23 protein-coding genes are annotated in these 22801 nt (G+C 71.9%); 14 read left to right on the forward strand and 9 right to left on the reverse strand.

Annotation, left to right across the window (positions count from 1 at the left end; all coding sequences use genetic code 11):
• Positions 1-28 precede the first annotated feature (28 nt).
• On the reverse strand, positions 29-955 hold the full coding sequence (locus ABZ953_RS19595) for a diacylglycerol kinase family protein (protein ID WP_361725157.1): 927 nt from the start codon (positions 953-955) through the stop codon (positions 29-31).
• A 176-nt stretch (positions 956-1131) separates the two neighbouring features.
• On the opposite strand from ABZ953_RS19595, the gene ABZ953_RS19600 reads away from it, so the two are divergent.
• A complete protein-coding gene (locus ABZ953_RS19600; protein ID WP_361725160.1) occupies positions 1132-2415 on the forward strand; it encodes an adenylosuccinate synthase in 1284 nt (427 codons plus the stop codon).
• 111 nt (positions 2416-2526) lie between these two features.
• Here ABZ953_RS19600 and ABZ953_RS19605 read toward each other — a convergent pair whose 3' ends face one another.
• The 3 genes from ABZ953_RS19605 to ABZ953_RS19615 all read right to left on the reverse strand — a co-directional run bounded on the left by ABZ953_RS19605 (position 2527) and on the right by ABZ953_RS19615 (position 5594).
• Positions 2527-4416, reverse strand: coding sequence for a serine/threonine-protein kinase (locus tag ABZ953_RS19605; protein WP_361725163.1), 1890 nt, complete (start codon positions 4414-4416; stop codon positions 2527-2529).
• A gap of 79 nt (positions 4417-4495) precedes the next feature.
• Positions 4496-4963 carry a MarR family transcriptional regulator gene (locus ABZ953_RS19610; RefSeq protein WP_361725166.1) on the reverse strand — a complete coding sequence of 156 codons (468 nt, stop codon included), beginning with the start codon at positions 4961-4963 and terminating at the stop codon, positions 4496-4498.
• A gap of 34 nt (positions 4964-4997) precedes the next feature.
• Positions 4998-5594, reverse strand: coding sequence for a DJ-1/PfpI family protein (locus ABZ953_RS19615; RefSeq protein WP_361725169.1), 597 nt, complete (start codon positions 5592-5594; stop codon positions 4998-5000).
• Positions 5595-5734: 140 nt separating this feature from the next.
• Between ABZ953_RS19615 and ABZ953_RS19620 the strand changes: the two genes are divergently transcribed.
• Both ABZ953_RS19620 and ABZ953_RS19625 read left to right on the forward strand, forming a co-directional pair.
• Entirely contained in the window at positions 5735-6382 is a 648-nt protein-coding gene (locus ABZ953_RS19620; protein ID WP_361725172.1) for a DUF4956 domain-containing protein, read from the forward strand.
• Complete coding sequence (locus ABZ953_RS19625) at positions 6379-7185, forward strand: VTC domain-containing protein (protein ID WP_361725174.1); 807 nt, start codon at positions 6379-6381, stop codon at positions 7183-7185. Before ABZ953_RS19620 ends, ABZ953_RS19625 begins: the two co-directional genes overlap by 4 nt.
• On the opposite strand, the gene ABZ953_RS19630 is transcribed toward ABZ953_RS19625, so the two are convergent.
• The 3 genes from ABZ953_RS19630 to ABZ953_RS19640 are packed head-to-tail and all read right to left on the reverse strand — an operon-like array spanning position 7124 to position 9491.
• Positions 7124-8497 carry a HAMP domain-containing sensor histidine kinase gene (locus ABZ953_RS19630; protein WP_361725177.1) on the reverse strand — a complete coding sequence of 458 codons (1374 nt, stop codon included), beginning with the start codon at positions 8495-8497 and terminating at the stop codon, positions 7124-7126. The genes ABZ953_RS19625 and ABZ953_RS19630 overlap by 62 nt on opposite strands.
• A 3-nt stretch (positions 8498-8500) precedes the next feature.
• A complete protein-coding gene (locus tag ABZ953_RS19635; RefSeq protein WP_361725180.1) occupies positions 8501-9220 on the reverse strand; it encodes a response regulator transcription factor in 720 nt (239 codons plus the stop codon).
• Between the two features lie 55 nt (positions 9221-9275).
• The gene (locus ABZ953_RS19640; protein ID WP_361725183.1) at positions 9276-9491 is read right to left on the reverse strand and encodes a hypothetical protein; all 216 of its coding nucleotides are present in this window, start codon (positions 9489-9491) and stop codon (positions 9276-9278) included.
• A 106-nt stretch (positions 9492-9597) separates the two neighbouring features.
• Here ABZ953_RS19640 and ABZ953_RS19645 point away from each other — a divergent pair, with 106 nt between their 5' ends.
• The 6 genes from ABZ953_RS19645 (at position 9598) to ABZ953_RS19670 (ending at position 16165) form a co-directional block, all read left to right on the forward strand.
• Positions 9598-9789, forward strand: coding sequence for a hypothetical protein (locus ABZ953_RS19645; RefSeq protein WP_361725186.1), 192 nt, complete (start codon positions 9598-9600; stop codon positions 9787-9789).
• Between the two features lie 285 nt (positions 9790-10074).
• Entirely contained in the window at positions 10075-11430 is a 1356-nt protein-coding gene (locus ABZ953_RS19650; RefSeq protein ID WP_361725189.1) for an aspartate aminotransferase family protein, read from the forward strand.
• A 154-nt stretch (positions 11431-11584) separates the two neighbouring features.
• A complete protein-coding gene (locus ABZ953_RS19655; RefSeq protein WP_361725192.1) occupies positions 11585-12280 on the forward strand; it encodes a GntR family transcriptional regulator in 696 nt (231 codons plus the stop codon).
• A complete protein-coding gene (locus tag ABZ953_RS19660; RefSeq protein WP_361725195.1) occupies positions 12277-14706 on the forward strand; it encodes a dolichyl-phosphate beta-glucosyltransferase in 2430 nt (809 codons plus the stop codon). Before ABZ953_RS19655 ends, ABZ953_RS19660 begins: the two co-directional genes overlap by 4 nt.
• A gap of 70 nt (positions 14707-14776) precedes the next feature.
• Complete coding sequence (locus ABZ953_RS19665; protein WP_361725198.1) at positions 14777-15427, forward strand: hypothetical protein; 651 nt, start codon at positions 14777-14779, stop codon at positions 15425-15427.
• Between the two features lie 93 nt (positions 15428-15520).
• A complete protein-coding gene (locus ABZ953_RS19670; protein WP_361725201.1) occupies positions 15521-16165 on the forward strand; it encodes a dihydrofolate reductase family protein in 645 nt (214 codons plus the stop codon).
• Between the two features lie 31 nt (positions 16166-16196).
• Here the strand turns inward: ABZ953_RS19670 and ABZ953_RS19675 are convergent, their stop codons facing one another.
• Positions 16197-17000 (reverse strand): SLATT domain-containing protein, encoded by an 804-nt coding sequence (locus tag ABZ953_RS19675; RefSeq protein WP_361725204.1) that lies wholly within the window; start codon positions 16998-17000, stop codon positions 16197-16199.
• A gap of 239 nt (positions 17001-17239) precedes the next feature.
• Between ABZ953_RS19675 and ABZ953_RS19680 the strand changes: the two genes are divergently transcribed.
• The 5 genes from ABZ953_RS19680 (at position 17240) to fxsT (ending at position 22337) form a co-directional block, all read left to right on the forward strand.
• Positions 17240-17581, forward strand: a complete 342-nt coding sequence (locus ABZ953_RS19680; RefSeq protein ID WP_361725207.1) for a YbaB/EbfC family nucleoid-associated protein — start codon at positions 17240-17242, stop codon at positions 17579-17581.
• Positions 17582-17651: 70 nt separating this feature from the next.
• Positions 17652-18251 (forward strand): recombination mediator RecR, encoded by a 600-nt coding sequence (recR, locus tag ABZ953_RS19685; RefSeq protein WP_125514107.1) that lies wholly within the window; start codon positions 17652-17654, stop codon positions 18249-18251.
• On the forward strand, positions 18244-18903 hold the full coding sequence (locus ABZ953_RS19690; RefSeq protein ID WP_361725211.1) for a DUF5063 domain-containing protein: 660 nt from the start codon (positions 18244-18246) through the stop codon (positions 18901-18903). Before recR ends, ABZ953_RS19690 begins: the two co-directional genes overlap by 8 nt.
• Positions 18904-18972: 69 nt before the next feature.
• The gene (locus ABZ953_RS19695; protein WP_361725214.1) at positions 18973-19305 is read left to right on the forward strand and encodes a helix-turn-helix transcriptional regulator; all 333 of its coding nucleotides are present in this window, start codon (positions 18973-18975) and stop codon (positions 19303-19305) included.
• 50 nt (positions 19306-19355) lie between these two features.
• On the forward strand, positions 19356-22337 hold the full coding sequence (gene fxsT, locus ABZ953_RS19700; protein ID WP_361725217.1) for an FxSxx-COOH system tetratricopeptide repeat protein: 2982 nt from the start codon (positions 19356-19358) through the stop codon (positions 22335-22337).
• Positions 22338-22340: 3 nt separating this feature from the next.
• Here the strand turns inward: fxsT and ABZ953_RS19705 are convergent, their stop codons facing one another.
• Complete coding sequence (locus ABZ953_RS19705) at positions 22341-22751, reverse strand: hypothetical protein (protein ID WP_361725220.1); 411 nt, start codon at positions 22749-22751, stop codon at positions 22341-22343.
• Positions 22752-22801: the final 50 nt, after the last annotated feature.

The raw sequence follows: 22801 nt of genomic DNA on the forward strand, positions 1-22801 counted from the left end.
CACACAGGCTCTGAGCCCACACAGGCTCTCACCGCGGCAGCGTGAGCCCCCAGGCCAGCGGATGCACCGTCCACGTGCGCGTGCGGACCGGGCCCGCCACCACCGCGTCCGCGCGGTAGCGGAAGTCGGGGCCAGAGACCGTCACCGTTCCGGCCCGTACCCGTACCGGCGCCGCCTCCGCGCCCACCGAGGCCGGCCGGACCTCCACCTGGGCCAGGCCACCGTCGACCGTGGTCACGCGGACGCTCTCGACCGGCTGGTCCAGATCGACGAGGACCACGCCGTCCGCCTCGATCCGCAGCCGCGCGGGCCCGCGCCCCGCCCCGGGAACCGGCCGCGAGGGCCGGGAGGCCAGCGTGCGGACGAAGGACTGGCAGGTCCGCAGCCACGGGTGACCCTCGGCGGGGCCACCGGCGGTCACCCGGGACACGGCACGGGCGGAGATACGCGCACCCTCACCTGTGCTCCCCTCCGCACCGAATCCACCGGCGGGGACGCCCGCCCCGCCCCCGCCGCCCTCGGCCGCTCCCACCGGCGGAATCCGCAGATCCCCGAGGACCACCCCGTCGCTGTCGTCCACCAGCAGATCGAGCCGCCGCTCCGCCCCTTCGAGGACCGCACGCGCCGCGGCGACCGCCCCGGGCGGCACCCCGAGACCTCGCGCGAGAGTCTGCGACGCGCCCACAGGAACGACCGAAAGCGCGCATCCTGCGAGCTCCCTGTCCCGGTGGAGAGAGCCGACCGCACGCAGCAGCGCACGGTCGTCGCCGACCACCACGAGACGTCTCGTACCCCTCCTGGCCAGCGCTTTTGTGAAGTCCTCGGGGCCGTCGGGCAGACAGACCCGGACCGCCGCGCCCGCACTGAGCACATCCTTCGCGATCCGTACCGACTCACCGTCCGTGCGCCGGGCGACCGGGTCGATGACGACTAGGAGCTGGTCGCGAGCCGACAACGTGCGCCCTTTCTTTTAGCCGTTCATTGAGACCTCGGGTAGCATCTTTGTGCAAGAGCCCCTTGCGCTATTGCGCCAGGGGCTTCGTCTATTCCGGGGCAGCATCCAAGGCACACCCATATGGCGGCTACGGCCCCTGACCTTGGACATGCCCCGCCCGGAAGGGGTGTACGCCTGTGCCCGCACTTGTGCTGCTCGGTGCTCAGTGGGGTGACGAAGGCAAGGGAAAGGCCACTGACCTGCTCGGTGGCTCCGTGGACTATGTAGTGCGCTACCAGGGCGGCAACAACGCCGGCCACACGGTCGTCGTAGGTGACCAGAAGTACGCGCTGCATCTCCTCCCTTCCGGGATCCTCTCCCCGGACTGTGTCCCGGTCATCGGCAACGGAGTCGTCGTCGACCCGTCGGTCCTGCTCTCCGAGCTGAGCGGTCTGAACGAGCGCGGCGTCGACACGTCGAAGCTTCTGATCAGCGGCAACGCGCACATCATCACGCCGTACAACGTCACGGTCGACAAGGTGGGCGAGCGCTTCCTCGGCAAGCGGAAGATCGGCACCACCGGCCGCGGCATCGGCCCGACCTACGCCGACAAGATCAACCGCACCGGCATCCGCGTCCAGGACCTCTACGACGAGTCGATCCTGACGCAGAAGGTCGAAGCGGCCCTCGAGCAGAAGAACCAGCTGCTCACCAAGGTGTTCAACCGTCGCGCCATCGAGACGGAGCAGATCGTCGAGCAGCTCCTGGAGCACGGCGAGAACATCAAGCAGTACGTCGCCGACACGACCCTGATCCTCAACAACGCGCTCGACGACGACAAGGTCGTCCTGTTCGAGGGCGGCCAGGGCACGCTCCTGGACGTGGACCACGGCACGTACCCCTTCGTCACCTCCTCGAACCCGACCGCGGGCGGCGCCTGCACGGGTACGGGCGTGGGCCCGACGAAGATCACCCGGGTCATCGGCATCCTGAAGGCGTACACGACCCGCGTCGGCGCGGGCCCGTTCCCGACGGAGCTGTTCGACAAGGACGGCGAGGCGCTGCGCACGATCGGCGGCGAGCGCGGTGTGACCACAGGACGGGACCGCCGCTGCGGCTGGTTCGACGCCCCGATCGCCCGCTACGCGACCCGCGTGAACGGCCTGACGGACTTCTTCCTCACCAAGCTCGACGTCCTCACCGGCTGGGAGCAGATCCCGGTCTGCGTGGCGTACGAGATCGACGGCAAGCGCGTCGAGGAGCTCCCGTACAACCAGACCGACTTCCACCACGCGAAGCCGGTCTACGAGATGCTGCCCGGCTGGTCCGAGGACATCACCAAGGCCCAGACCTTCTCCGACCTGCCGAAGAACGCGCAGGGTTACGTGAAGGCCCTGGAGGAGATGTCCGGCGCGCCGATCTCCGCGATCGGCGTGGGTCCGGGCCGTACGGAGACGATCGAGATCAACTCGTTCGTCTGAGTCCTGCCCTGAGTCTTGCCCTGAGTCTTGCTCACCCGTCACACGAAGGGGTGGGTCGCGCGCAAGTGCGACCCACCCCTTGTGCATGTCCGGCGAGCCGGGGCCGCTCGGTCAGTTGCCCTTGTCGTACGTCAGTTCGCCGCTGCCGTCCGTGTTCGCGCGGCGCAGTCTGCCGTCGCCGAGGAGCGTGACGACGCTCGGTTCGCCCGGGGTGCAGGACGCCATGGGTTCGCCGGACGTGATCACGGTGGGGCCGATGTGCAGGCGGTCGCCGGACGCGGACTCCAGTTTTCCCTCGAAGACGCAGCGGTACGTGCCGCCGGTGTCGGTCGGCCCCTCCGCCGTCACGGAGAGGACCGTGTCGCCCACCTCGCCCTGCTGGAGCGTGAGTTCGCGGGTGCTGTGACCGGACTTGGTGTCGAGGCCGCCGCTCCAGTCGCCCAGGTACTTGTCGGGCACCTCGCCCTCGGCCGTGTCCGAAGCGGACGGTGACGGCGACGGGCTGGTCGGGCCGGGTCCCGATGAGGTGGGCCCGGGGGTCTGTGAGGCGCTGCTCGCGTTGTTCTTGCGGTCGTCGCCCCGCTTCTTCTCGGTGCTGTCGCCGTTCATGACGGCATAGACGGTGCCGCCCGCTCCTATGGCCACTATCAACGCCACGACGATCAGCGCGGCGGTCGAACGGCCGTTGCGGCGCGGGGGTTCGGGCTGCGGCGGGACGGGCCCGTACGGGGGCGTGGGGCCGTAGCCGTTCTGCGGGTAGCCGTAGGCGCTGGGCTGGGGGAGTTGCTGCGGGGGCGGGGGCTGCTGGGGGTAGCCGTACGCAGGGGCGCCGGGTATCGGCGTCGGTGTGGGTGGTGTGGGTGGTGTGGGTGGCGTGGGCGGTGGGGCCTGTCCGGACACCATGGTCGGCAGGTGGTTCACGGGGGGTGGGGTGCCGGGTGGTGGCGGCGAGGCGGGCGCGGCGGGTGCTGGCTGCGCGGTGGCCTGCGCGTCCTCACCACCCGCAGTATCTCCGGCACCGGCTCCGGCACCGGCACCGGCACTCGCACCGGCACCCGCACTCGCACCCGCTGCCGTCTCCTCCGGATCCTCCGCGTCCAGCAACTGCACCGCGTGCCGCCCGAGTTGCGCGACGAGCGCGCCCGGCAGCCAGGGATCGATCGTGCGGCCGTCGCCGAGGGCGTCCGCCGCGCCCGTGCGCTCCTGGATCTCGTCCAGCGAGGGCCGGTCCGCCGGGTCCTTGCGCAGGCACGCGGCGATGAGTTCGGTGAGGTCCTCGGGGAGCCCCGCCAGGTCCGGCTCCTCCTGCGCGATGCGGAACATCAGCGCGTGCACCCCGCTGTTGGCGGTGCCGAAGGGCAGCGCGCCCGACGCCGCGTACGCGAGGACGGAGCCGAGGCAGAACACGTCGCACGCCGGGGTGAGGCGGTCCCCGCGCACCTGCTCGGGCGCCATGAAGCCGGGCGAGCCGACCAGCGCGCCGGTGCGAGTCAGGCCGCCGTCGGTGACCGTCTCCAGGGCGCGGGCGATGCCGAAGTCGATGACGCGCGGGCCGTCGATCGTGACCAGGACGTTCGACGGCTTGAGGTCGCGGTGGACGATGCCCGCCGCGTGGATGTCCTTGAGCGCGCCCGAGAGCCCGGCCGCGAGGATGTTCACGGACCGTTCGGGCAGCGGCCCGTGGTCGTGCGAGACGACGCTCTGTAGCGAGGGCCCCGCCACGTACCCCGTGGCGACCCACGGGATCGCCGCCTCGGTGTCCGCGTCAAGGACCGGCGCGGTCCAGGCGCCGCCGACCTGCCGTGCGGCCTGTACCTCCTGCCGGAAGCGGTTCCTGAACTCGTCCTGTTCGGCGAGTTCCTGGCGGACGAGCTTGACCGCCACCGTCCGGCCGCGGTCCGACCGCGCCAGATACACCTGCCCCATGCCGCCGGCGCCGAGCCGCGCCAGCAGCCGGTACGCGCCGATTCTCTGCGGATCTCCGGGCACGAGCTTCTCCATCGCCGCACCGACCTCCCCCACTGGTGTGCAACAGAGTGAGGATAGTGCGCCCGTACGACAGGGTGGGACGCGCTTGGCTCTACGGTTGCGTAACGGGTTCGTCGAGGGCCGCGGCCAGCCGTTCGAGGACCCGTGCCGTCTCCGCGAATCCGTCGGTGCCGAGCGCCGCCGCGAGCCGCTCCGCGAGCGCCGCGTGGCCGGGATCTATCTCCGCGACGGCGGCCAGGCCCGCGTCCGTGGGGCGCAGGAGTTTGGCGCGGCGGTGGGCCGGGTTCGGCGCGTACGCGGCGAGGCCGTCGCGCACCAGCAGGTCGGCGACGCGCTGCACGCTCTGCCGGGTGATGCCCATCGCGCGGGCGATCCCGGCGACGGGCAGCGGTTCGCGCAGCACGGCGCCGAGCACCTGCCAGCGGGCGGCGGTCAGGCCCGCGGGTCCGGCCAGTTCCTCGGACAGGGCGAGGAACCGGCCGTTCAGGCGGAAGACGGCGAGGGCGGTGCGGCTGAGCAGGTCCTGCCGTAGCCGGGTGCTGCCTTCTTCGTCGGTCATCGTCGGTACTCCACGGCCATCATGCTTGCCCCGTTCAGGAGTTGAGGGTTTCGTACGCGGCCGGGTCCGAGTCGTGGAAGAGGCGGTACCAGGCGTCGAGCTTGTCGCCCTCGAAGACGTCGCCGAGTCGGCCGAAGACCTCCCGGGCGAACGCGACGGGTTCGGTCGGGCCCGCCGTGACCAGGTCGCCGTCGGTGACCGCGTCCGTCTCGACGTACCGTCCGCTGCCCTGGTAGCCGGTGGCCGCCAGGTACATCGCTGCCGCGCTGGTGTGCGCGCGGTCGTCGAGCAGCCCCTCGCGGGCGAGGCCCGCCGTGGCCCCGCAGATGGCGCCGACCGGCACGCCCGCGCCGAGGAACGCGCGGGCGGCGCGGCCGAACGGTGCGAGGTCGTCACTCGTGTCCCACAGATCGGCGCCCGGCAGGATCAGCAGCGTGCTGTCCTCGGGGCGCAGTTCGGCGAGGGAGAGGTCGGGCTGGACGCGCAGGCCGCCGATGGAGACGACGGGTTCGGCCGACAGGGCGACCGTGCGAATTTCGTAGCCGACGCGGGCGAGCCAGGCGGTGGTGTGGCCGGTCTCCCAGTCCGCGAACGTGTCGTAGAGGGCCAGATGTACGGGCTTGCGGGACATGACGGCCTCCGGGGCTCGGGTCACGATGCTTTGCCGTGCTGCGTACGTAAGTATGCTGTCGTAGTGACAGCATACTGTCAATGGCTCTGTTAACGCTCATGGGGGGCGGCCTTAACCCGCCGCTCCCTAGCGTCCTCGGCATGGACAGCACCCTGAACCTCAGCGCCCACCTGGGCCTCGATCTCGCCGCCGTAGCCCTGCTGACCTTCGGTGTCTTCTATCCGCGGCACCACAGGCGCGAGCTCGTCCCCGCGTATCTCGCCCTGAACGTCGCGCTGTTCGCGGTGGTCGCCGGGCTCGGGACCGTCGGCGGCGACGGTGGACTCGCCCTCGGCTTCGGGCTCTTCGGCGTGCTCTCGATCGTGCGGCTGCGCTCCGACGCCCTGCAGCACCAGGAAGTCGCGTACTACTTCATCACCCTGGTGCTCGGCCTGCTCTGCGGCCTGCCCGAGCTCGACCTGCCGGTGGCCGCCGGGCTCGCCGCCGTGCTGCTCGTGGTCATGTACGGCGCCGACCATCCGCGCCTGTTCGCCCGCGACCGGCGGGCCGTCGTCACGCTGGACTCCGTGCACCGCGAGGAGGAGACCCTCCGGGCCGAGCTGGCGCGGCGGCTCGGTGAGCCGCTCGGGTGGACCGTCCAGGAAGTGGACTACGTACGTGACCTCATGGTGCTGGAAGTGCGTTTCCGTCAGCCGGAACCTTCCGTGCCCTCCGGGGAGTTGACGGTACGACGACGCACGACCCGGTCCGACACGATCGCCCCCAGGTACCCGAAGGAGACCGTGTGAACCCCGCCGTACGCGCCATCGGCCGCGCCGCCCTCGCCGCGCACCCCATCGCGCTCGAAGAAGTGAACGCCAAGGCGGAACTGCTCGCCCGCTACGACAACAGCTATCTCGTGCCCGTCGAGATATTCGAGGACCTCGCGGCCCTGCTGACCGATCCCCGGCGGGCGAGCGGCCCCTTCCGGGCGCTCAGCATCGGGGGCAGGCGCTGGTTCCGCTACCACTCGACGTACTACGACACCCCCGAGCTCGGCACCTTCCACGATCACCGCCAGGGCCGGAGGCTGCGCTACCGCATCCGGGAGCGGGTCTATCAGGACAGCGGGGAGCGGCAGTTCGAGATCAAGCTGAAGAGCGGGCGCGGCGAGACCGTCAAGCACCGCCAGCGGCTCGAAGGGGACGACCACGCGCTCGACGCGGTGCGGCTCGGCTTCCTCGACGGAGTGCTGCGGGGGTCGTACGGCCTGGAGGCGCCCGGCGGCCTCACACCCTCGCTCGTGACCGAGTACCAGCGGGCGACCTTCGTCGCCGACGGGCAGCGCGTCACGTGCGACGCGGGACTCGTCGTGACGGACACGGTGACCGGGCGCAGCGCCGCCGCCGACAGCGGCCTCGTGCTGGTGGAGACCAAGACCAAGGGGCATCTGACGGACGCCGACCGGGTGCTGCACCGGTTCGGGGTGCGGGCCGCGGACTTCACCAAGTACTGCGGGGGGTATGCCGCGGTCCGGCCGGAGCTCGGGATCAACAAGTGGGCGCGGGCGGTGCGGACGGCGTTCCCTCGGGGAGCACGCGCGGGAACGTGAGGGTGACGCGGGCGCCGGTGGTCCGTTGAGGAGCCACTTCGGCGCCCCTGTTCGACGTGTCGAAGCGGCCGTTCGCCTCCTCGGCGGTGCGGCGGGCGATGTCCAGGCCCAGGCCCGTGGAGCCCGCGCCGCTGGTGCCGCGGTCGGGGGCCGTCCCGTCGGGGAAGCCGGGGCCCTCGTCGGTGACGGTCAGCTCCGCCTCGCCACCGGGCGTGCAGCGGACCTCGATGGTGAAGGGCGTCCCTTGCGGTGTGTGGTCGAGGACGTTGCCGATCAACGCGTCCAGGGCCGCCGCGAGTTCGTCGGCGGGGACCGGGACCAGGATCTCTTCGGGCGGCGCCGTGGTGCGGGCGGCGCGGCTCTGGTCCTCCGCCAGCGGTGCCCAGAACGCCGCCCGTTCGCGCGTCACCGCCGCCAGGTCCGCGCGCGGCGCCTCGCGCAGGGGGCGCCGCGCCTTGCGGATCACGTCGTCGACACTGCGCTCAAGGGCTGCGACGTCCGCCGCGATGCGGCGGGCCCCCTCCGGGTCGCGGAGGGTCTCCGCGTCCAGGCGCAGGGCGGCGACCGGGGTGCGCAGCCGGTGGGCGAGGTCGGCGGCGTTCTCCCGTTCGGCGGTGAGCAGCTCGTCGATACGGGCCGCGAGGCGGTTCAGCTCGCCCGCGACGAGGCGGAGTTCGGGTGGGCCCGCCAGCTCGGCGCGGGCCGTCAGGTCGCCCGCGGCCAGCCGGTCCGCCGTGCGGGCGAGGCGCCGCGTCGCACCGACCAGGCGGGCGCCGAGCCGGTCGGCGAGCAGGAGGCCGAGCAGGACGAGGCCCACGCCGATACCGGCGAGGACGAGCCAGGACGCGAGGGTGCCCGCGTACAACTGCTTCTCGGTCAACGTCACTTGTACGACGGCCGTGCCGTCTTTCGCGCCCTGGACGGGGACGAGGACGAGGCGGCTGCCGGAGCTGGTCTCGTAGGTGAAGGCGCGGCCCGTGCGGGCGAGGCGGACGGGGTCGGTGACGGTGGTGGTGTCGTGTGCGTGTGCGCCGACGTGTGCGCCGATGACCTGGTCGTTCGCGAGGATCAGGGACGTGGCGGGCAGGCCGTCGCCGTTGACGCTCTCCACGGTCTGCTCCGCCGTCTCGTGCTCGTCGGCGGTCGCGAGCGCGGGGCCGAGGGCGTGGGCCACCCACTGGGCGCGGGCGGTGGCCTCGGCGGTGGCGCGGTCCGCGGCGTGGGTGCGGGTGAGCAGGGTGAGGGGGACGAGGAGGGCGGTGAGGACCAGGGCGGTGGTCGCGGCGGTCAGGAGGAGGAGGCTGCGGCGCATCGGTCAGCCCGCGTCCCGGCCGTCGGGGGCCGCGTCGGGGGTCGCGTCGGGGGCCGCGAGTTTGACGCCCACGGTGCGGACCGTGTGCAGGTAGCGGGGTTCCTGGGCGGTCTCGCCCAGCTTGCGGCGCAGCCAGGAGAGATGGACGTCGACCGTCTTGTCGGCGCCGCCGAGGGGCTGTTGCCAGACCTCGGCGAGGAGTTCGCGGCGGGAGACGACCTGGCCGGGGCGGCGGGCCAGGTAGGCGAGGAGGTCGAACTCGCGGGGCGTGAGGTCGAGAGCCGCGTCGTCCAGGGTCACCTCGCGGGACGCCGGGTCGATGGAGAGCGCCCCCACGCGCAGCGGCTCCTCGGTCTCGCCCACGCCGAGGCGGCGAAGGACGGCCTTGATGCGGGCGTCCAGTTGCGCGGCGCCGAACGGTTTGACGATGTAGTCGTCGGCCCCGGCTTCGAGGACGGTCACCATCTGCGGTTCGTCGTCGCGGGCGGTGGCCACGATGACGGGGACGTCGCTGACGGCGCGCAGCATGCGCAGCACCTGTGCGCCGTCGACGTCGGGCAGCCCCAGGTCCAGGACGACCAGGTCGGGCCTGCTGGTCACGGCCGTGTCCAGGCCTGCCATGCCGCTCGGCGCGGTCGCCACGGCGTGCCCCTTGTCGCGCAGGGCCCGTACCAGCGCGCCGCGGAGCTGGGGGTCGTCCTCGACGACGAGAAGATGTGCCATACAACCACCGTAGTCAGGGGCGGGGCGGCACCCTTGTCGGGGTCTTAACCGGACGTTAGGAAACGATGCGGCACAGTGGCGGGATGAGGAAGTGGCGGAACGCGGTCGGTACGGCGGCGTGGGTGGCCGTGGGCACGGCGGCGGGGGCGTTGGGCGCGTGGCAGTTGGCGAGTTCGGACAGTTCGGGTGGGGCGGCGCACAGTCGTCCGCTGGACGAGGCGGCGGTGCGGCGCGCACTGACGTCATCCTCGGCGCACCCTCCGGCTTCCACACCCTCGAAGTCCCCCTCCCCCTCCTCTGAGCCTTCCTCCCCAGAACGATCCACGCTCCGTTTCACGGGGGGCTCGGCGACGGTGGAGTGCCGGGGCGACGGGACGGTGTATCTCGTCTCCTGGAGTCCGGCGGACGGCTTTCACATCGACGACGATGTGGAGCGGGGGCCTTCGGCGGTCGCCCGCCTGGAGGCGGAGCCGGGGGACGACGACGAACAGGACGACCTCCCGTACGAGATCCGCTGCGCGCCGTCGGGCCCCCGGGCAAAGGTGGTCCCGGACCTGGACGACGACTAGCCCTCCCCGGTCCGGAACCTCGCCTGCGGGCCACACGTGGCTGATCGCGCAGTTCCCCGCGCCCCTAAAACCAAGCCCCGTGCCGCCCCCCGCCAAGGCAACGCCCAGAAGTCCTACCTCAGGGGGCGCGGGGAACTGCGCGACAAGCCCCCACCCAGCGGACGCAGAAAGCGCACCCCGCCCCGCAGGGGCGAACGCCCACCCGACACTCTGTCGGGTTCCGCACCCCACGCCCGACAAGACGCCCATGTCCCGTCCACTCCGCGGACACTTACCCTCGGCCCCATGACCCCTCAGCCGAATCCCCAGGTCGGCGCAGCCGTGAAGGCCGCGGACCGCGCACATGTCTTCCACTCCTGGTCCGCACAGGAGCTCATCGACCCACCGGCCATCGCCGGCGCCGAGGGCTCGTACTTCTGGGACTACGACGGGAACCGCTACCTCGACTTCACCAGTGGCCTCGTCTACACCAACATCGGCTACCAGCACCCGAAGGTCGTCGCCGCGATCCAGGAGCAGGCGGCGACGATGACGACGTTCGCGCCCGCCTTCGCCGTAGAGGCCCGCTCCGAGGCCGCACGCCTCATCGCCGAGCGCACCCCGGGCGACCTGGACAAGATCTTCTTCACCAACGCGGGCGCCGACGCCGTCGAGCACGCCACCCGCATGGCCCGCCTGCACACGGGCCGCCCCAAGGTGCTCTCCGCGTACCGCTCGTACCACGGCGGCACTCACCAGGCCATCAACCTCACCGGCGACCCCCGCCGCTGGGCATCCGACACCGGCACGGCGGGCGTCGTCCGCTTCTGGGCGCCCTTCCTCTACCGCTCCCGCTTCTACGCGGAGACGGAAGCGCAGGAGTGCGAGCGCGCGCTGCGGCACCTTGAGGACACCATCGTCTACGAGGGCCCGCAGACCGTCGCCGCGATCATCCTGGAGACCGTCCCCGGCACCGCGGGCATCATGATCCCGCCGCCCGGATACCTCGCGGGCGTCCGCGCGCTCTGCGACAAGTACGGCATCGTCTTCGTCCTCGACGAGGTCATGGCGGGCTTCGGCCGGACCGGCGAGTGGTTCGCCGCCGACCTCTTCGACGTCACCCCCGACCTGCTGACCTTCGCCAAGGGCGTGAACTCGGGCTACGTACCGCTCGGCGGCGTCGCCATCTCCGGCGCCATCGCGGAGACCTTCGCCGAGCGCCCCTACCCGGGCGGACTCACCTACTCCGGCCACCCGCTGGCCTGCGCCGCGGCCGTCGCCACGATCAACGTCATGGCGGAGGAAGGCATCGTCGGGCACGCCGCCACCCTCGGCGCCCAGGTCATCGAGCCGGGCCTGCGCGCGCTCGCCGAACGCCACCCCTCGGTCGGCGAGGTGCGCGGCGTCGGCATGTTCTGGGCCCTGGAGCTGGTGAAGAACCGGGAGACCCGCGAGCCCCTCGTGCCCTACAACGCCACCGGCGAGGCGAACGCCCCGATGGCGGCGTTCGGCGCCGCGGCCAAGAAGCGGGGCCTGTGGCCGTTCATCAACATGAACCGCACCCACGTGGTCCCGCCGTGCAACGTCACGGAAGCCGAGGCGAAGGAGGGCCTGGCCGCCCTGGACGAGGCCCTGACGGTGGCGGACGAGCACACGGTGTAGCCCGCACAGAGATCGATCACACCGGGTAGCACAGCCGTTTCCCACGGTGACGAAGGGTGGGGGGCCGGATCGCGGCCCCCTGCCCCGGAACCCCGACCACGTAGTCTGACGTGCTCGTAAGCGACCACGTACCCGGACCCCGCGGGGGAAACAGATGCCCGGCACCGACGGCTCCGCCGTCATCCGCAGCACTCTGCGCCAGCAGATCGCCGACGCCCTGCGCGACGAGATCCTGGGCGGCCGCCTCGAGCCGGGCCAGGAGTTCACGGTCAAGGAGATCGCCGAGCAGTACGGCGTCTCCGCGACCCCCGTCCGCGAGGCCCTGGTGAACCTCACGGCGCAGGGCCTCCTCGACGCCGACCAGCACCGCGGCTTCCGCGTCCACGAGCACACGCTGGTGGACTACCGCTCCATGCTGGAGGCCCGTGGCCTCGTCGCCGACGGCATCTTCCGCGACCTCGCGGCGCACGGCCCCCGCAGGGACGTCGCCGACGCGCTGCTCTCCGTACGCCGCCGCGGCGAGGAAGCGTCCCGCGCGGCCTGCGCGGGCGACCTGACCGTCCTGATCGGCTACGACCTGCGCTTCTGGCGCGAGCTCAGCGCCCTCTTCGGCAACCCCTACCTCTCCGACTTCCTGCACCGGCTGCGCGTGAAGTCCTGGGTCTGCGCCGTCACCCACCTCCGGCGCTGGTGCGAGAACAGCGGCGGTGACCTGCGGGGCGTCCTCTGGTCCCGGCACACCGAGCTCGTCGACGCGCTGGCGCGCCGCGAGCCGGAGACCGCCCACGGGATCGTCGTGGAGTACAACGCGCACTCCCTGGCCCTGATCGAGCGGCTGGCCGCTGCATGAGCGTAGATCTGACCGTCGTCGTCCCCGCGTACAACGAGGAGCGGCGCCTCGGCCCCACTCTGGACGCGATCCGCGCCCACCTGGAGCTGACGGACCGGGGCGCGTGGGAGCTGATCGTCGTCGACGACGGGTCCACCGACCGCACCGCGGAGATCGCCGAGGAGGCGTCAGCCGCCGACCCCCGCGTCCTCCTCCTGCGCGGCGACCGCAACCGCGGCAAGGGCCACGCCCTGCGCGAGGGCGTCCTCGCCTCCTACGGCCGTCGCGTCCTGATCACCGACGCCGACCTCGCCGCGCCCATCGAGGAGCTCGACCACCTCGACAAGGCGCTCACCGACGGCCACGCGGCGGCGATCGGCTCCCGCGCCCGCCCCGGCGCGACCATCGGCGCCCACCAGCACCGGCTGCGCGAGCTCCTGGGACGTACCGGCAACTTCCTGATACGCGCGGTCGCCGTCCCCGGAATCCGCGACACCCAGTGCGGCTTCAAGCTCTTCGACGGCGACCGCGCCCGTGCGGCGTTTGCGGAGTCCCGCCTGCACGGCTGGGGTATAGACGTCGAGATACTGCAGTACTTCCGGCGCTCGGGATGGCCCGTCGCCGAGGTGCCCGTGCGCTGGTCGCACCAGGAGGGGTCGAAGGTCAGGCCGCTCGATTACGTCAAGGTCCTCGCCGAGCTGACCGCCCTGAAGGCCCGCGCGGTCAACCGCACCGACGTCCGGGTCGCCCTCCTCTTCCTGGCCCTGTCCACCGTCCTGTTCTCAAGTCGCTGGCTGGCCCCCGCGCACCGCTACTTCCCCGACTCCATGCAGGACCAGAACCAGTGGGAGTGGTTCTTCGCGGTGACGGCGGACAACGTCCGCCACCTCCACAACCCCCTGTTCACCACCTTCCAGAACCTCCCGGATGGCGTGAACCTCATGGCCAACACGGCCATGCTCGGCCTCTCCGTGCCGCTCGCCCCCGTGACCTGGCTGCTCGGCCCGGCGTTCGCCCTGAACGTGGCGATGACCGGCGGCCTCGCCGCCACCGCCGTCTCCTGGTACCGGCTGATCCGCAGGCGACTCGTCCCGCACCGCGGCGCCGCGTTCGTCGGCGCGGCCGTCGCGACCTTCGCGCCCCCGATGGTCAGCCACGCCAACGCGCACCCGAACTTCGTCGTCCTGTTCATGATCCCGCTGATCATCGACAGGGCGCTGCGGCTCTGCGAGGGCACCCGTGTCGTACGTGACGGGGTCGTCCTCGGCCTCTTCACCACGTACCAGATCTTCCTGGGCGAGGAGCCGCTCCTCCTCGCCGCGCTCGGCATGCTGCTCTTCGCCCTCGCGTACGGGGTCGCGCGCGGGGACGTGGCGAAGGCGGCCTGGCGTCCGCTCCTGCGCGGCATCGGCGTGGCGCTCGCCGTCACCGTCCCGCTGATCGCCTTCCCGCTGTACTGGCAGTTCTTCGGGCCGCAGAGCTACAAGAGCGTGCTGCACGGCGAGTCGGGCAACAGCCCGCTCGCCTTCCTCTCCTTCGCCGAACGCTCCCTCGCGGGCAGTGCCGAGAGCTCCGACCACCTCGCGCTGAACCGCACCGAGCAGAACGCGTTCTACGGCTGGCCCCTCGTCGCCCTGGCCTTCGCCGTCGTCATACGCCTCTGGGAGCGCCCGGCGGTCAAGGCGCTCGCTTTCACCGTGCTCGGTGCGGCGCTGCTCTCGCTGGGGCTGAAGTTCCGCATCCCGCTGACGGACATCGTCCTGCCGGGGCCGTGGGCGGCGCTCTCCGACCGGCCCCTCTTCGAGTCCGTCATCGAGGCGCGCGTGGCGATGGTGTGCGCACCGGCGCTCGGCATGCTCCTCGCTCTGGCCCTCGTCCGGCTGTTCTCGGTGCCGCGCCGCGCCCCCCGGTACGCGGGCGTCGCCGCCGTCGCGCTCGCGCTGCTGCCGATCCTGCCCGCGCCGCTGAAGGCCGTGGACCGGGCCGACGTGCCGCCGTTCATCGCGGACGGCACCTGGCGCGCGTACCTGGGCGAGGGCGAGACGCTCGTCCCCGTGCCGGTCCCGGACGCCGCCAACGCGGAGGCCCTGCACTGGCAGACCAGCGCCGACCTGGGCTTCCGCATCCCCGGCGGCTACTTCAACGGCCCCTGGGGCCCGGACCGCATCGGCATCTACGGCCCCTCGCCCCGCAGCACGTCCGACCTGCTGCGCGACGTCATCGCCTCCGGCCGCACCCCCCGGATCACCCCGGCCTGGCGCGCCGCCGCCCGCGAGGACCTGAAGTTCTGGAAGGCGGGCCTCCTCGTCCTGGCACCGCAGGAGCACGACGGACAACTGCGCGCGACCGTGGACGCACTCCTTGGCCGTCCCGGAAAATGGGTAGACGGCGTATGGGTATGGGACCTGCACCGGGGCAACGGCCGGGATCCGCACAAGGGCGGATAGCGGCCCCCGTGCCCGACTACGCTGCCTGCACGCCGGGCGCCATCCGTTCGACCGACCCGAGGAGTCCTTCTTGGCCTGCGACCTGTGGCTGGTCCCCCTCGTCGACGTGCTGTGCCACAGCGCCGACAACCCCTTCGCGGATGAGCTCGCCGCCTACGACAAGGCACTGCACGAGGCCGGACTCCCGGCCGTGCCCGTCTTCGCCTACATGCCGGGCCTCTCCGGCGACGTCGCCCCGGTCGCGGGCTTCGACTACGACGCGCTGCACTTCCTGCGCCGCGCCTACCTCCTACAGATCTGCGGCCTGGAGGTCACGCCGGTGGACGCGCTCGGCGGTGACTACGAACAGCTCCTGGAGATGTTCGACGCCACGGCACAGCAGTCGCACCTCGTCTGGCACTACGACCACGCGGGCGCGTACGTCCCCGTGGACTTCCCCGCCCCGCTCTCCAACGACGACCTCCTCGCCGGGGGCGGCCCGCTGGGCTCCTCGCAGGCGCTCCTGCGCGAGCTGGAGTTCGTCGCCCCGTCGATCGGCATAGACCCGGCGAACCCGCCGCTGCCCCCGGCGCCGCCCGAGGCGCCCACGTCCCTGGAGGAACCGGCCGCCGCGGCGCCGCCGGACGAGAGCCCGTTCGCCAGGGAGCGGCACGTATGGCTGGGCCTGCACGCGGCGGCGACCCGGAGCCTCGCCCAGGGCTCGATGATCATCTACAGCTAGGGCCTGGTTTCCGGTTCGGGCGGCCGATGAGTTCGTGCGGTCCGGGCGGTCTACCTGTCATCGATGGCGTGACGCAGGAGGAGGAGCGGGCCCATGGAACAGCTGCTGAAGGTCCAGAATTTCAACGTGTCGAGTGACGGTTTCGGCGCCGGTGAGGGCCAGAGCCTGGAGCGACCGTTCGGCCACGCCGACCCGATGGAGATGATTTCCTGGGCCGTCGCCACGGCGAGCTGGCCGAACCGTACGGAGCCCGGTGGCAGCCGGGGCCTGGACGACTTCCTCACGCGGGACTTCCACCACAACATCGGCGCCGAGATCATGGGCCGCAACAAGTTCGGGCCGCAGCGCGGGCCCTGGCAGGACCACGAGTGGCGCGGCTGGTGGGGCGAGGAGCCGCCCTTCCACACGCCGGTGTTCGTGATGACGCACCATGTGCGCCCGTCGTTCACGCTCTCCGACACCACGTTCCACTTCGTGGACGACGACCCCGCCACCGTCCTGGCGCGGGCGCGGGAGGCGGCACAGGGCAAGGACGTCCGGCTGGGCGGCGGCGCGACCGTCGTACGGGAGTTCCTGGCGGCCGACCTCGTCGACACCCTGCACGTGACGGTCTCGCCGCTGAAGCTCGGGGCGGGGACCCGCCTCTGGGAGTCGCCCGACGAGCTGCTCGACCGCTTCCACCGGGATGTCGTGCCGAGCCCGAGCGGTGTGACGCACCACTTGTTCTGGCGCAAGTGAAAGAAGGGCCCGGGGGAGGGGTCAGCGCGGCTCAGCGCGGCTCCGGCGGCCGCTGCCGAGGCATGTTCGGCCGGGTCCCCGGCGGCATCGGGAACCGCCCGGGGGCGGCCGGTGCCTCCCGGGGCGGGCTCCCCGGGCTCATCGCCTGCATGGTCAGCGGCACGGGCCCGGCCCGGAACTCCACCATCCAGTCCGAGGTCTCCGCCCGCACCAGCTCCGTGACGTCCTCGGTGAACTTCCGCAGCACTCCCAGGCACCGCTCGGCCGCCTCGCCCGCCGTGCCCTCGGTGGGCCCGAGCACCTCCCGCACGCTCTCCGACGCCCAGTCGAACTGCAGCACCTGCAGCCGCCGCTGCACGGCCTGCGCGGTCGCCACGTCCCGCATCCACCCGGACGTGAGCCCGAAGAACCGGTCGCATGCCACGCACGCCACCCCGGCGAGCAGCGAGACGAACCCCCAGGTGGCCACGGGCCCCACGGCCCCCGCCAGATCGAGCAGCGGCAGCACCCCGCCGCCCACGGCGCCGAGCGCGGCGCCCGCCCGCAGGAGCCGCGCCCCGAGCCGCTTGTGGCCCCGGTCGGCGAGGTACCACTCGGCGGTGTCCAGGGCGCCCCGCTCGACCCAGCGGTACAGCTCGTCGAGGCGCGCGGCGGGCTCGCCCCAGTCGCCCTGAGGGAAGGCCCGGCCGGTCAGATCGCCGAACCGCGCCCCCGGCCCCGCGCCCCCCGCACCAGGCCCCGCACCCGCCCCCGTACCCGCGCCAGGCCCCGAACCGGTCCCCGCACCCTGCCCCTCGGGGGGCACGCCCTCGGGCTGCATCTCCGGCTGGCTCACCCGGCACTCCTCTACGAGATCGCGCGTATCGACGCTAAGTCCTACCGCCCAATGGGTGGCCATGAGACCGGGTTCACGGCTTTTCCGCCCGGAAGAGGTGCTTGATCAGGTATAGGAAGACGGCTGATCTCACTCGAAAGAGTGTCGGCGAGAGTGCTGGGGCGGCCCGGCCGCCGACCACGTAGGCTCGGTGAAGGCGGGAAAACCGCCAGAAGGACCCGTACGAAACGGAGCTGATCGTGATCCCCGGTGGTGGCCAGCCCAACATGCAGCAGCTGCTGCAGCAGGCCCAGAAGATGCAGCAGGACCTCGCGGCCGCGCAGGAGGAACTGGCGCGCACTGAGGTGGAAGGCCAGGCGGGCGGCGGCCTCGTCAAGGCGACGGTCAACGGCTCCGGCGAGCTGCGCGGCCTGGTGATCGACCCCAAGGCGGTCGACCCCGAGGACACCGAGACGCTGGCGGACCTGGTCGTCGCGGCGGTCCAGGCGGCGAACGAGAACGCGCAGGAGCTCCAGCAGCAGAAGCTGGGCCCGCTGGCCCAGGGTCTGGGCGGCGGCGGCATCCCGGGGCTTCCCTTCTAAGAAACCCCCCGGCCAACTACCGTACGTACAGGGCCGACACCCTCTAGAGGACTTCAGGAAAGGCGTTCCGTTGTACGAAGGCGTGGTTCAGGACCTCATCGACGAGTTGGGCAGGCTGCCCGGCGTCGGTCCCAAGAGCGCGCAGCGGATCGCCTTCCACATCCTGCAGACCGAGCCGACGGACGTACGGCGCCTCGCGCACGCCCTCCTTGAGGTGAAGGACAAGGTCCGCTTCTGCGCGACCTGCGGGAACGTGGCGCAGGAAGAGCTCTGCAACATCTGTAGGGACCCGCGCCGCGACCTCTCCGTCATCTGTGTGGTGGAGGAGCCGAAGGACGTCGTGGCGATCGAGCGTACGCGCGAGTTCCGGGGGAAGTACCACGTTCTGGGGGGCGCGATCAGCCCGATCGAAGGCGTGGGCCCGGATGACCTGCGCATACGGGAACTCCTCGCGCGCCTCGCTGACGGCACGGTCACGGAGCTGATCCTGGCCACCGACCCGAACCTGGAGGGTGAAGCCACGGCCACGTACCTCGCGCGCATGATCAAGCCCATGGGCCTGAAGGTCACCCGCCTGGCCAGCGGACTCCCTGTCGGGGGAGATCTGGAATACGCGGACGAGGTCACCCTGGGCCGCGCCTTCGAGGGGAGACGACTCCTAGATGTCTGACGCCACGCTCAACACCGTGACCGACAATCCGGACGACTTCGCGGTGCAGATCTCCGACCAGATCGAGAGCTTCATCGTCTCGGTCAGGGAGATCGCGAAGGGCGACGAGCCGGACTCGGCGGTCCCCTTCCTCCTCCTGGAGGTCTCCCAGCTCCTGCTGGCCGGCGGCCGCCTGGGCGCGCACGAGGACATCGTCCCCGACGAGCGGTACGAACCGGATCTGGGCCCCGAGCAGGACGTCGACGACCTCCGCGAACGCCTCGCGCTGATGCTGGAACCGATCGACGTCTACTCCGAGGTCTTCGACCCGTACGAGCCCCGCAAGGCCCCGGTGCCCTGCCGCATCTCGGACGACCTGGCGGACCTCGTCGCCGACCTCTGCCACGGCCTGGCCCACTACCGCGCGGGCCGCACGACCGAGGCCCTGTGGTGGTGGCAGTTCTCCTACTTCTCGAACTGGGGCTCCACGGCATCGGGCACCCTCCGCGCCCTCCAGTCCCTGGTGGCCCACGTCCGCCTCAACCAGCCCCTGGAAGACCTCGACGGCCTCGACACGGACGAGGACCTGACGGAGTCGGCACTGGAGGAAGCGGCCGGAAAGGTCATGGCGGAGGAGATCGCGGGCCCGTTGGGGTTGCGGACGGTCAAGTAACCCTTGTTCACGGCTTGTTGTGGGACGCGGCGCTACGCTGCGTCCCACACGTGTGTGAGGGGGTGTCTGATGGGTGAGTACAGCAACTGGGCGGACGTGAAGCGCCGGATGCGTGAGAGCGACCCCGACGTATCCGACGCCGAGTGGGAGCGCCGCAAGCAGACGGCGCGTACTGCCACCGAGGCGCACGTCCTCGGGCATCACCTGCGGGAGATCCGCGAGGAACAGAACCTGACGCAGGCGGACGTCGCCAAGGCGGTGGGAATTTCCCAGGCGCGGGTGTCGCAGGTGGAGCGGGGCGAGATCCACAACCTGGAGACGATGCGGACGTATGCGGCGGCGCTGGGCGCGAGGCTCACGGTGTCCATCGAGTACGGGGATCGCGTCGGCGGCGCGGCATGACGGACGAGGCCTGGGCGGAGCGCCGCCCCCGGTAGGGCGGTGGCCGTGTCATGGACGTGCGACGGGTCGTGGAGGTCTGGAACCCGGGTGGGAGGCAGGCGGGCACCGGGTATCTGGTCGCGGACCGGGTCGTTCTGACCGCGCGGCACAACGTGCGTGGCGGGGGCGGGGGTGGCCTGGAGGTTCGGCTGCTTGGTTCCGGGGGGCGTGAGGCGTGGGTGGGCGCCGAGTTGCTCTGGCCCGGGAGGGGAGAGGGCGAGGGAGAGGGCGCTCAGGTCGATGCTGCGTTGATCCGGGTGACGGGCGGCGCGTGGGTGCCGCCGGTGGGCGCGGAGCCCGTGCGGTGGGGCCGGATTCATGTGACGGCGGCGGGGGATGGTCGGCTCGGGTGTCTTGCGGTCGGGTTTCCGCGTGCGGAGGTGCGGGACGGGGTCCGGGACACCAAGGAGATCCGGGGGCACATCGAGACGCTGACCGGACTGAGGTCGGGCGGCGAACTGATCACCGCGCACGTCGACGGCGTCGCCACCCCGAGCCGCCCGGCCGAACGGTCGCGCTGGGCGGGCGCCTCCGGTGCGGCGCTGTTCGCGCGGGGCCGGCTCGTCGGCGTGGTCACCACGGACCGGGCCCGGGACTACGCGGCGGACCAGCTGACGGCGGTGTCGGTGGCCTCGCTGGCGGCGCGGCCGGGGTTCGCCAACGCGGTGGGCGACGGCCTGGTCCTGGAGGACGTCACGGCGACCGGCGCCCACCCCGAACTCACCCCTACCTCCTATGACATGGACGTACCCCGGGGCCTGCACAACCTGCCTGAGCTGCCCTCGCGCTTCTTCGTCGGCCGGGACGAGGCGCTGGCCTCGCTGAGCCGAGCCCTGTCCGACGGCTCCCGGACCATTACACAGACGGTGCACGGCCTCGGGGGAGTCGGCAAGACGACGCTCGCGCTGCACTACGCCCACGGTCACCGTGAGGCGTACCGCCTCGTGTGGTGGATCCGCGCCGACACGCCGGACCTCATCGACACGGGCCTGGCCGCGCTCGCCGCCCGCCTCAGGGGCGACGCCCCCGTCCTCGCGACGGCACAGGCCGCCTCCTGGGCCATCGGATGGCTACAGACCCACCCGGGCTGGCTCCTGGTCTTCGACAACGCGGAGAGGCCGCAGGACGTCAGGGCGGTCACCGGTCAACTGGGCTCGGCGGGCCGTCAGTTGATTACCAGCCGTTGCAGAGCGGGCTGGTCCGGCGAGCCGATCCCGCTGCCCGTCCTCGCCGCCGACGACGCGACGGACCTGCTGGCGCGCCTGACGGACGGCAGTGGCGACGGCGGCGACTGCGGCGACGGGGACGAGGCGCGCGCGCTCGCCGAAGACCTCGGGCACCTGCCCCTCGCCCTGGAACAGGCGGGCGCGTTCATCGCGCAGACCATGATGACGACGGGCGAGTACCGGGAGATGCTCGGCCGGTACCCGGGAGAGGCCACCGACGCCGCGCCGGAGGGCTCGGACCCGGCCCGCACGATGGCCCGGATCTGGCGCATCACCCTCGACGCCCTCGACGCGCGCGACCCCCGAGCCGTGGACCTCCTGCGCGTCACCGCCTGGTACGCCCCGACCGGCATCCCCCGCGACCTGCTCGCCCCGCTCGCGGAGAACCCCGTCGACCTCGCCCGCCTCCTGGCCCTCCTGGCCAACTACAACATGATCACCCTCGACCGCTGGACCATCGGCGTCCACCGCCTCGTCCAGATGGTGGCCCGCACGGCGTCGGACGCTGACCCCCACCGCGCCGGTGACCTCGTCCCCGAGGCCCGTGAGCGGGCGGCGACGTGGCTGTGCGACACGCTTCCCGACGCCCCCATGGACAACGTGGCGGGGTGGCCGACGTGGCGGAGGCTCCTGCCTCACGCCGAGGCGCTGCTGGCGGCCTGGCAGCCCGAAGAGGACACCATCCGGACCCAGTTCCTCCTCAACCAGGTCGCGTTGTACCTCCAGGCGCAGGGCGAGGTGCGCAAGGCCATCGGGCTGCTCCAACGGGGCCTGGCGGCGAGTGCCCGGGTCCATGGCACGGACGACCCGGTGACGCTGGGAGCGCGGAACAACCTGGCGGGCGCGTACGAGATGGCGGGCGAGGTGGACCGGTCGATCCGCCTGTTCGAGCGGACGCTGGCCGACCGGCTTCGTGTCCTCGGCCCGGACCATCCGGACACGCTCAGGTCGCAGAACAACCTGGCGGGCGCGTACGAGTCGGCGGGCGACGCGGGCCGCGCGATCCCCCTGTACGAGCAGACGCTCGACGACCGTCTTCGCGTCCTCGGCCCGGACCACCCGGACACCCTGATGTCGCGGAACAACCTGGCCTACACGTACCGGGCGTCGGGCGAGGTGGAGCGCGCGATCCCGCTGTACGAACGGACGTTGGCCGACCGGCTCGGCGTCCTCGGCCCGGACCACCCGGACACGCTCACCTCGCGGAACAACCTCGCGAGCGCGTTCGCGATGTCGGGCGAAGCGGTCCGTGCGATCCCCCTGTACGAGGAGATGTTGGCCGACCAGATCCGGGTGCTCGGCGCGGACCACCCGGACACGCTGCGGTCGCGGAACAACCTGGCCCACGCGTACGAGTCGGCGGGCGACGTGGACCGCGCGATCCCCCTGTACGCAGAGGTAATCGCCGATCAGTTGCGAGTCCTCGGCAGGGACGACCCGAGGACCCTGCGGTCGCGGAACAACCTGGCCCACGCGTACTGGCGGAAGGGCGACAGCGCCCGAGCGATCCCCCTGTACGAGGAGGTCCTCGCCGACCAGCTCCGGGTCCTCAGCCGAGACCACCCGGACACCCTGACCACCCGGAACAACCTGGCCCACGCGCACTGGACGGCGGGCGACGCGCACCGCGCGGTCGCACTGTACGAACAGGCACTGACCGACAGCGTCCGCGTACTCGGCCCGGACCACCCGACGACCCTGATCCTGCGGCAGGGTCTGACCAGGGCCCGCTCGAAGAGCTGGAAACCGAAGAAGGCTACGGACTGAAGGCTACGGACTGACGGGCCCCAGCGCGGCGAGCAGGTGCCCCGGGTCCACATACGGACTGCTCGGCGTCGGCTCTGAGTACCAGAGGAGCGGCCAGGTGTTGCCGTTCAGCGCGGGCACCCCGATGTACGTCACCGTGCGGCACCCCGCCCCGCCGAACCGCTGCACGCCGAGCGGCCAGTTGCGCTCCTTGGCCGCGCCCGGCGCCACCAGGAAGTACATCCACCGGAAGCCGGTCGCCTCGCAGATGACGGGCCCCGCGTCGTCGTCGGTCTCGGCGATGAGCCGGGCGGCGACCTGTTCCCCTCGTACGCCCTGAATCCGCACCGCGTCGAAGTGGACTCCCGAGACCCGGAGATGGTGCCCCGCCAGCGGGACCCACTCCGGCCAGTGAATTGCGTTCGTCATGGTCACAGAGTGCGCACTGCGGGGCTACGCTCGGTAGTGACTGAGGGGATACGCGC

Origin of the sequence: Streptomyces sp. NPDC046465 (genome assembly GCF_040646035.1) — a bacterium.
Taxonomy (GTDB): domain Bacteria; phylum Actinomycetota; class Actinomycetes; order Streptomycetales; family Streptomycetaceae; genus Streptomyces.

Coding starts and splice junctions, on each gene's coding strand:
- fxsT (WP_361725217.1), top strand. CDS start 19,356: ATGGACGTGCGACGGGTCGTGGAGGTCTGGAACCCGGGTGGGAGGCAG.
- ABZ953_RS19650 (WP_361725189.1), top strand. CDS start 10,075: ATGACCCCTCAGCCGAATCCCCAGGTCGGCGCAGCCGTGAAGGCCGCG.
- ABZ953_RS19635 (WP_361725180.1), bottom strand. CDS start 9,220: ATGGCACATCTTCTCGTCGTCGAGGACGACCCCCAGCTCCGCGGCGCG.
- ABZ953_RS19630 (WP_361725177.1), bottom strand. CDS start 8,497: ATGCGCCGCAGCCTCCTCCTCCTGACCGCCGCGACCACCGCCCTGGTC.
- ABZ953_RS19655 (WP_361725192.1), top strand. CDS start 11,585: ATGCCCGGCACCGACGGCTCCGCCGTCATCCGCAGCACTCTGCGCCAG.
- ABZ953_RS19605 (WP_361725163.1), bottom strand. CDS start 4,416: ATGGAGAAGCTCGTGCCCGGAGATCCGCAGAGAATCGGCGCGTACCGG.
- ABZ953_RS19660 (WP_361725195.1), top strand. CDS start 12,277: ATGAGCGTAGATCTGACCGTCGTCGTCCCCGCGTACAACGAGGAGCGG.
- ABZ953_RS19615 (WP_361725169.1), bottom strand. CDS start 5,594: ATGTCCCGCAAGCCCGTACATCTGGCCCTCTACGACACGTTCGCGGAC.
- ABZ953_RS19670 (WP_361725201.1), top strand. CDS start 15,521: ATGGAACAGCTGCTGAAGGTCCAGAATTTCAACGTGTCGAGTGACGGT.
- ABZ953_RS19610 (WP_361725166.1), bottom strand. CDS start 4,963: ATGACCGACGAAGAAGGCAGCACCCGGCTACGGCAGGACCTGCTCAGC.
- ABZ953_RS19690 (WP_361725211.1), top strand. CDS start 18,244: ATGTCTGACGCCACGCTCAACACCGTGACCGACAATCCGGACGACTTC.
- ABZ953_RS19620 (WP_361725172.1), top strand. CDS start 5,735: ATGGACAGCACCCTGAACCTCAGCGCCCACCTGGGCCTCGATCTCGCC.
- ABZ953_RS19695 (WP_361725214.1), top strand. CDS start 18,973: ATGGGTGAGTACAGCAACTGGGCGGACGTGAAGCGCCGGATGCGTGAG.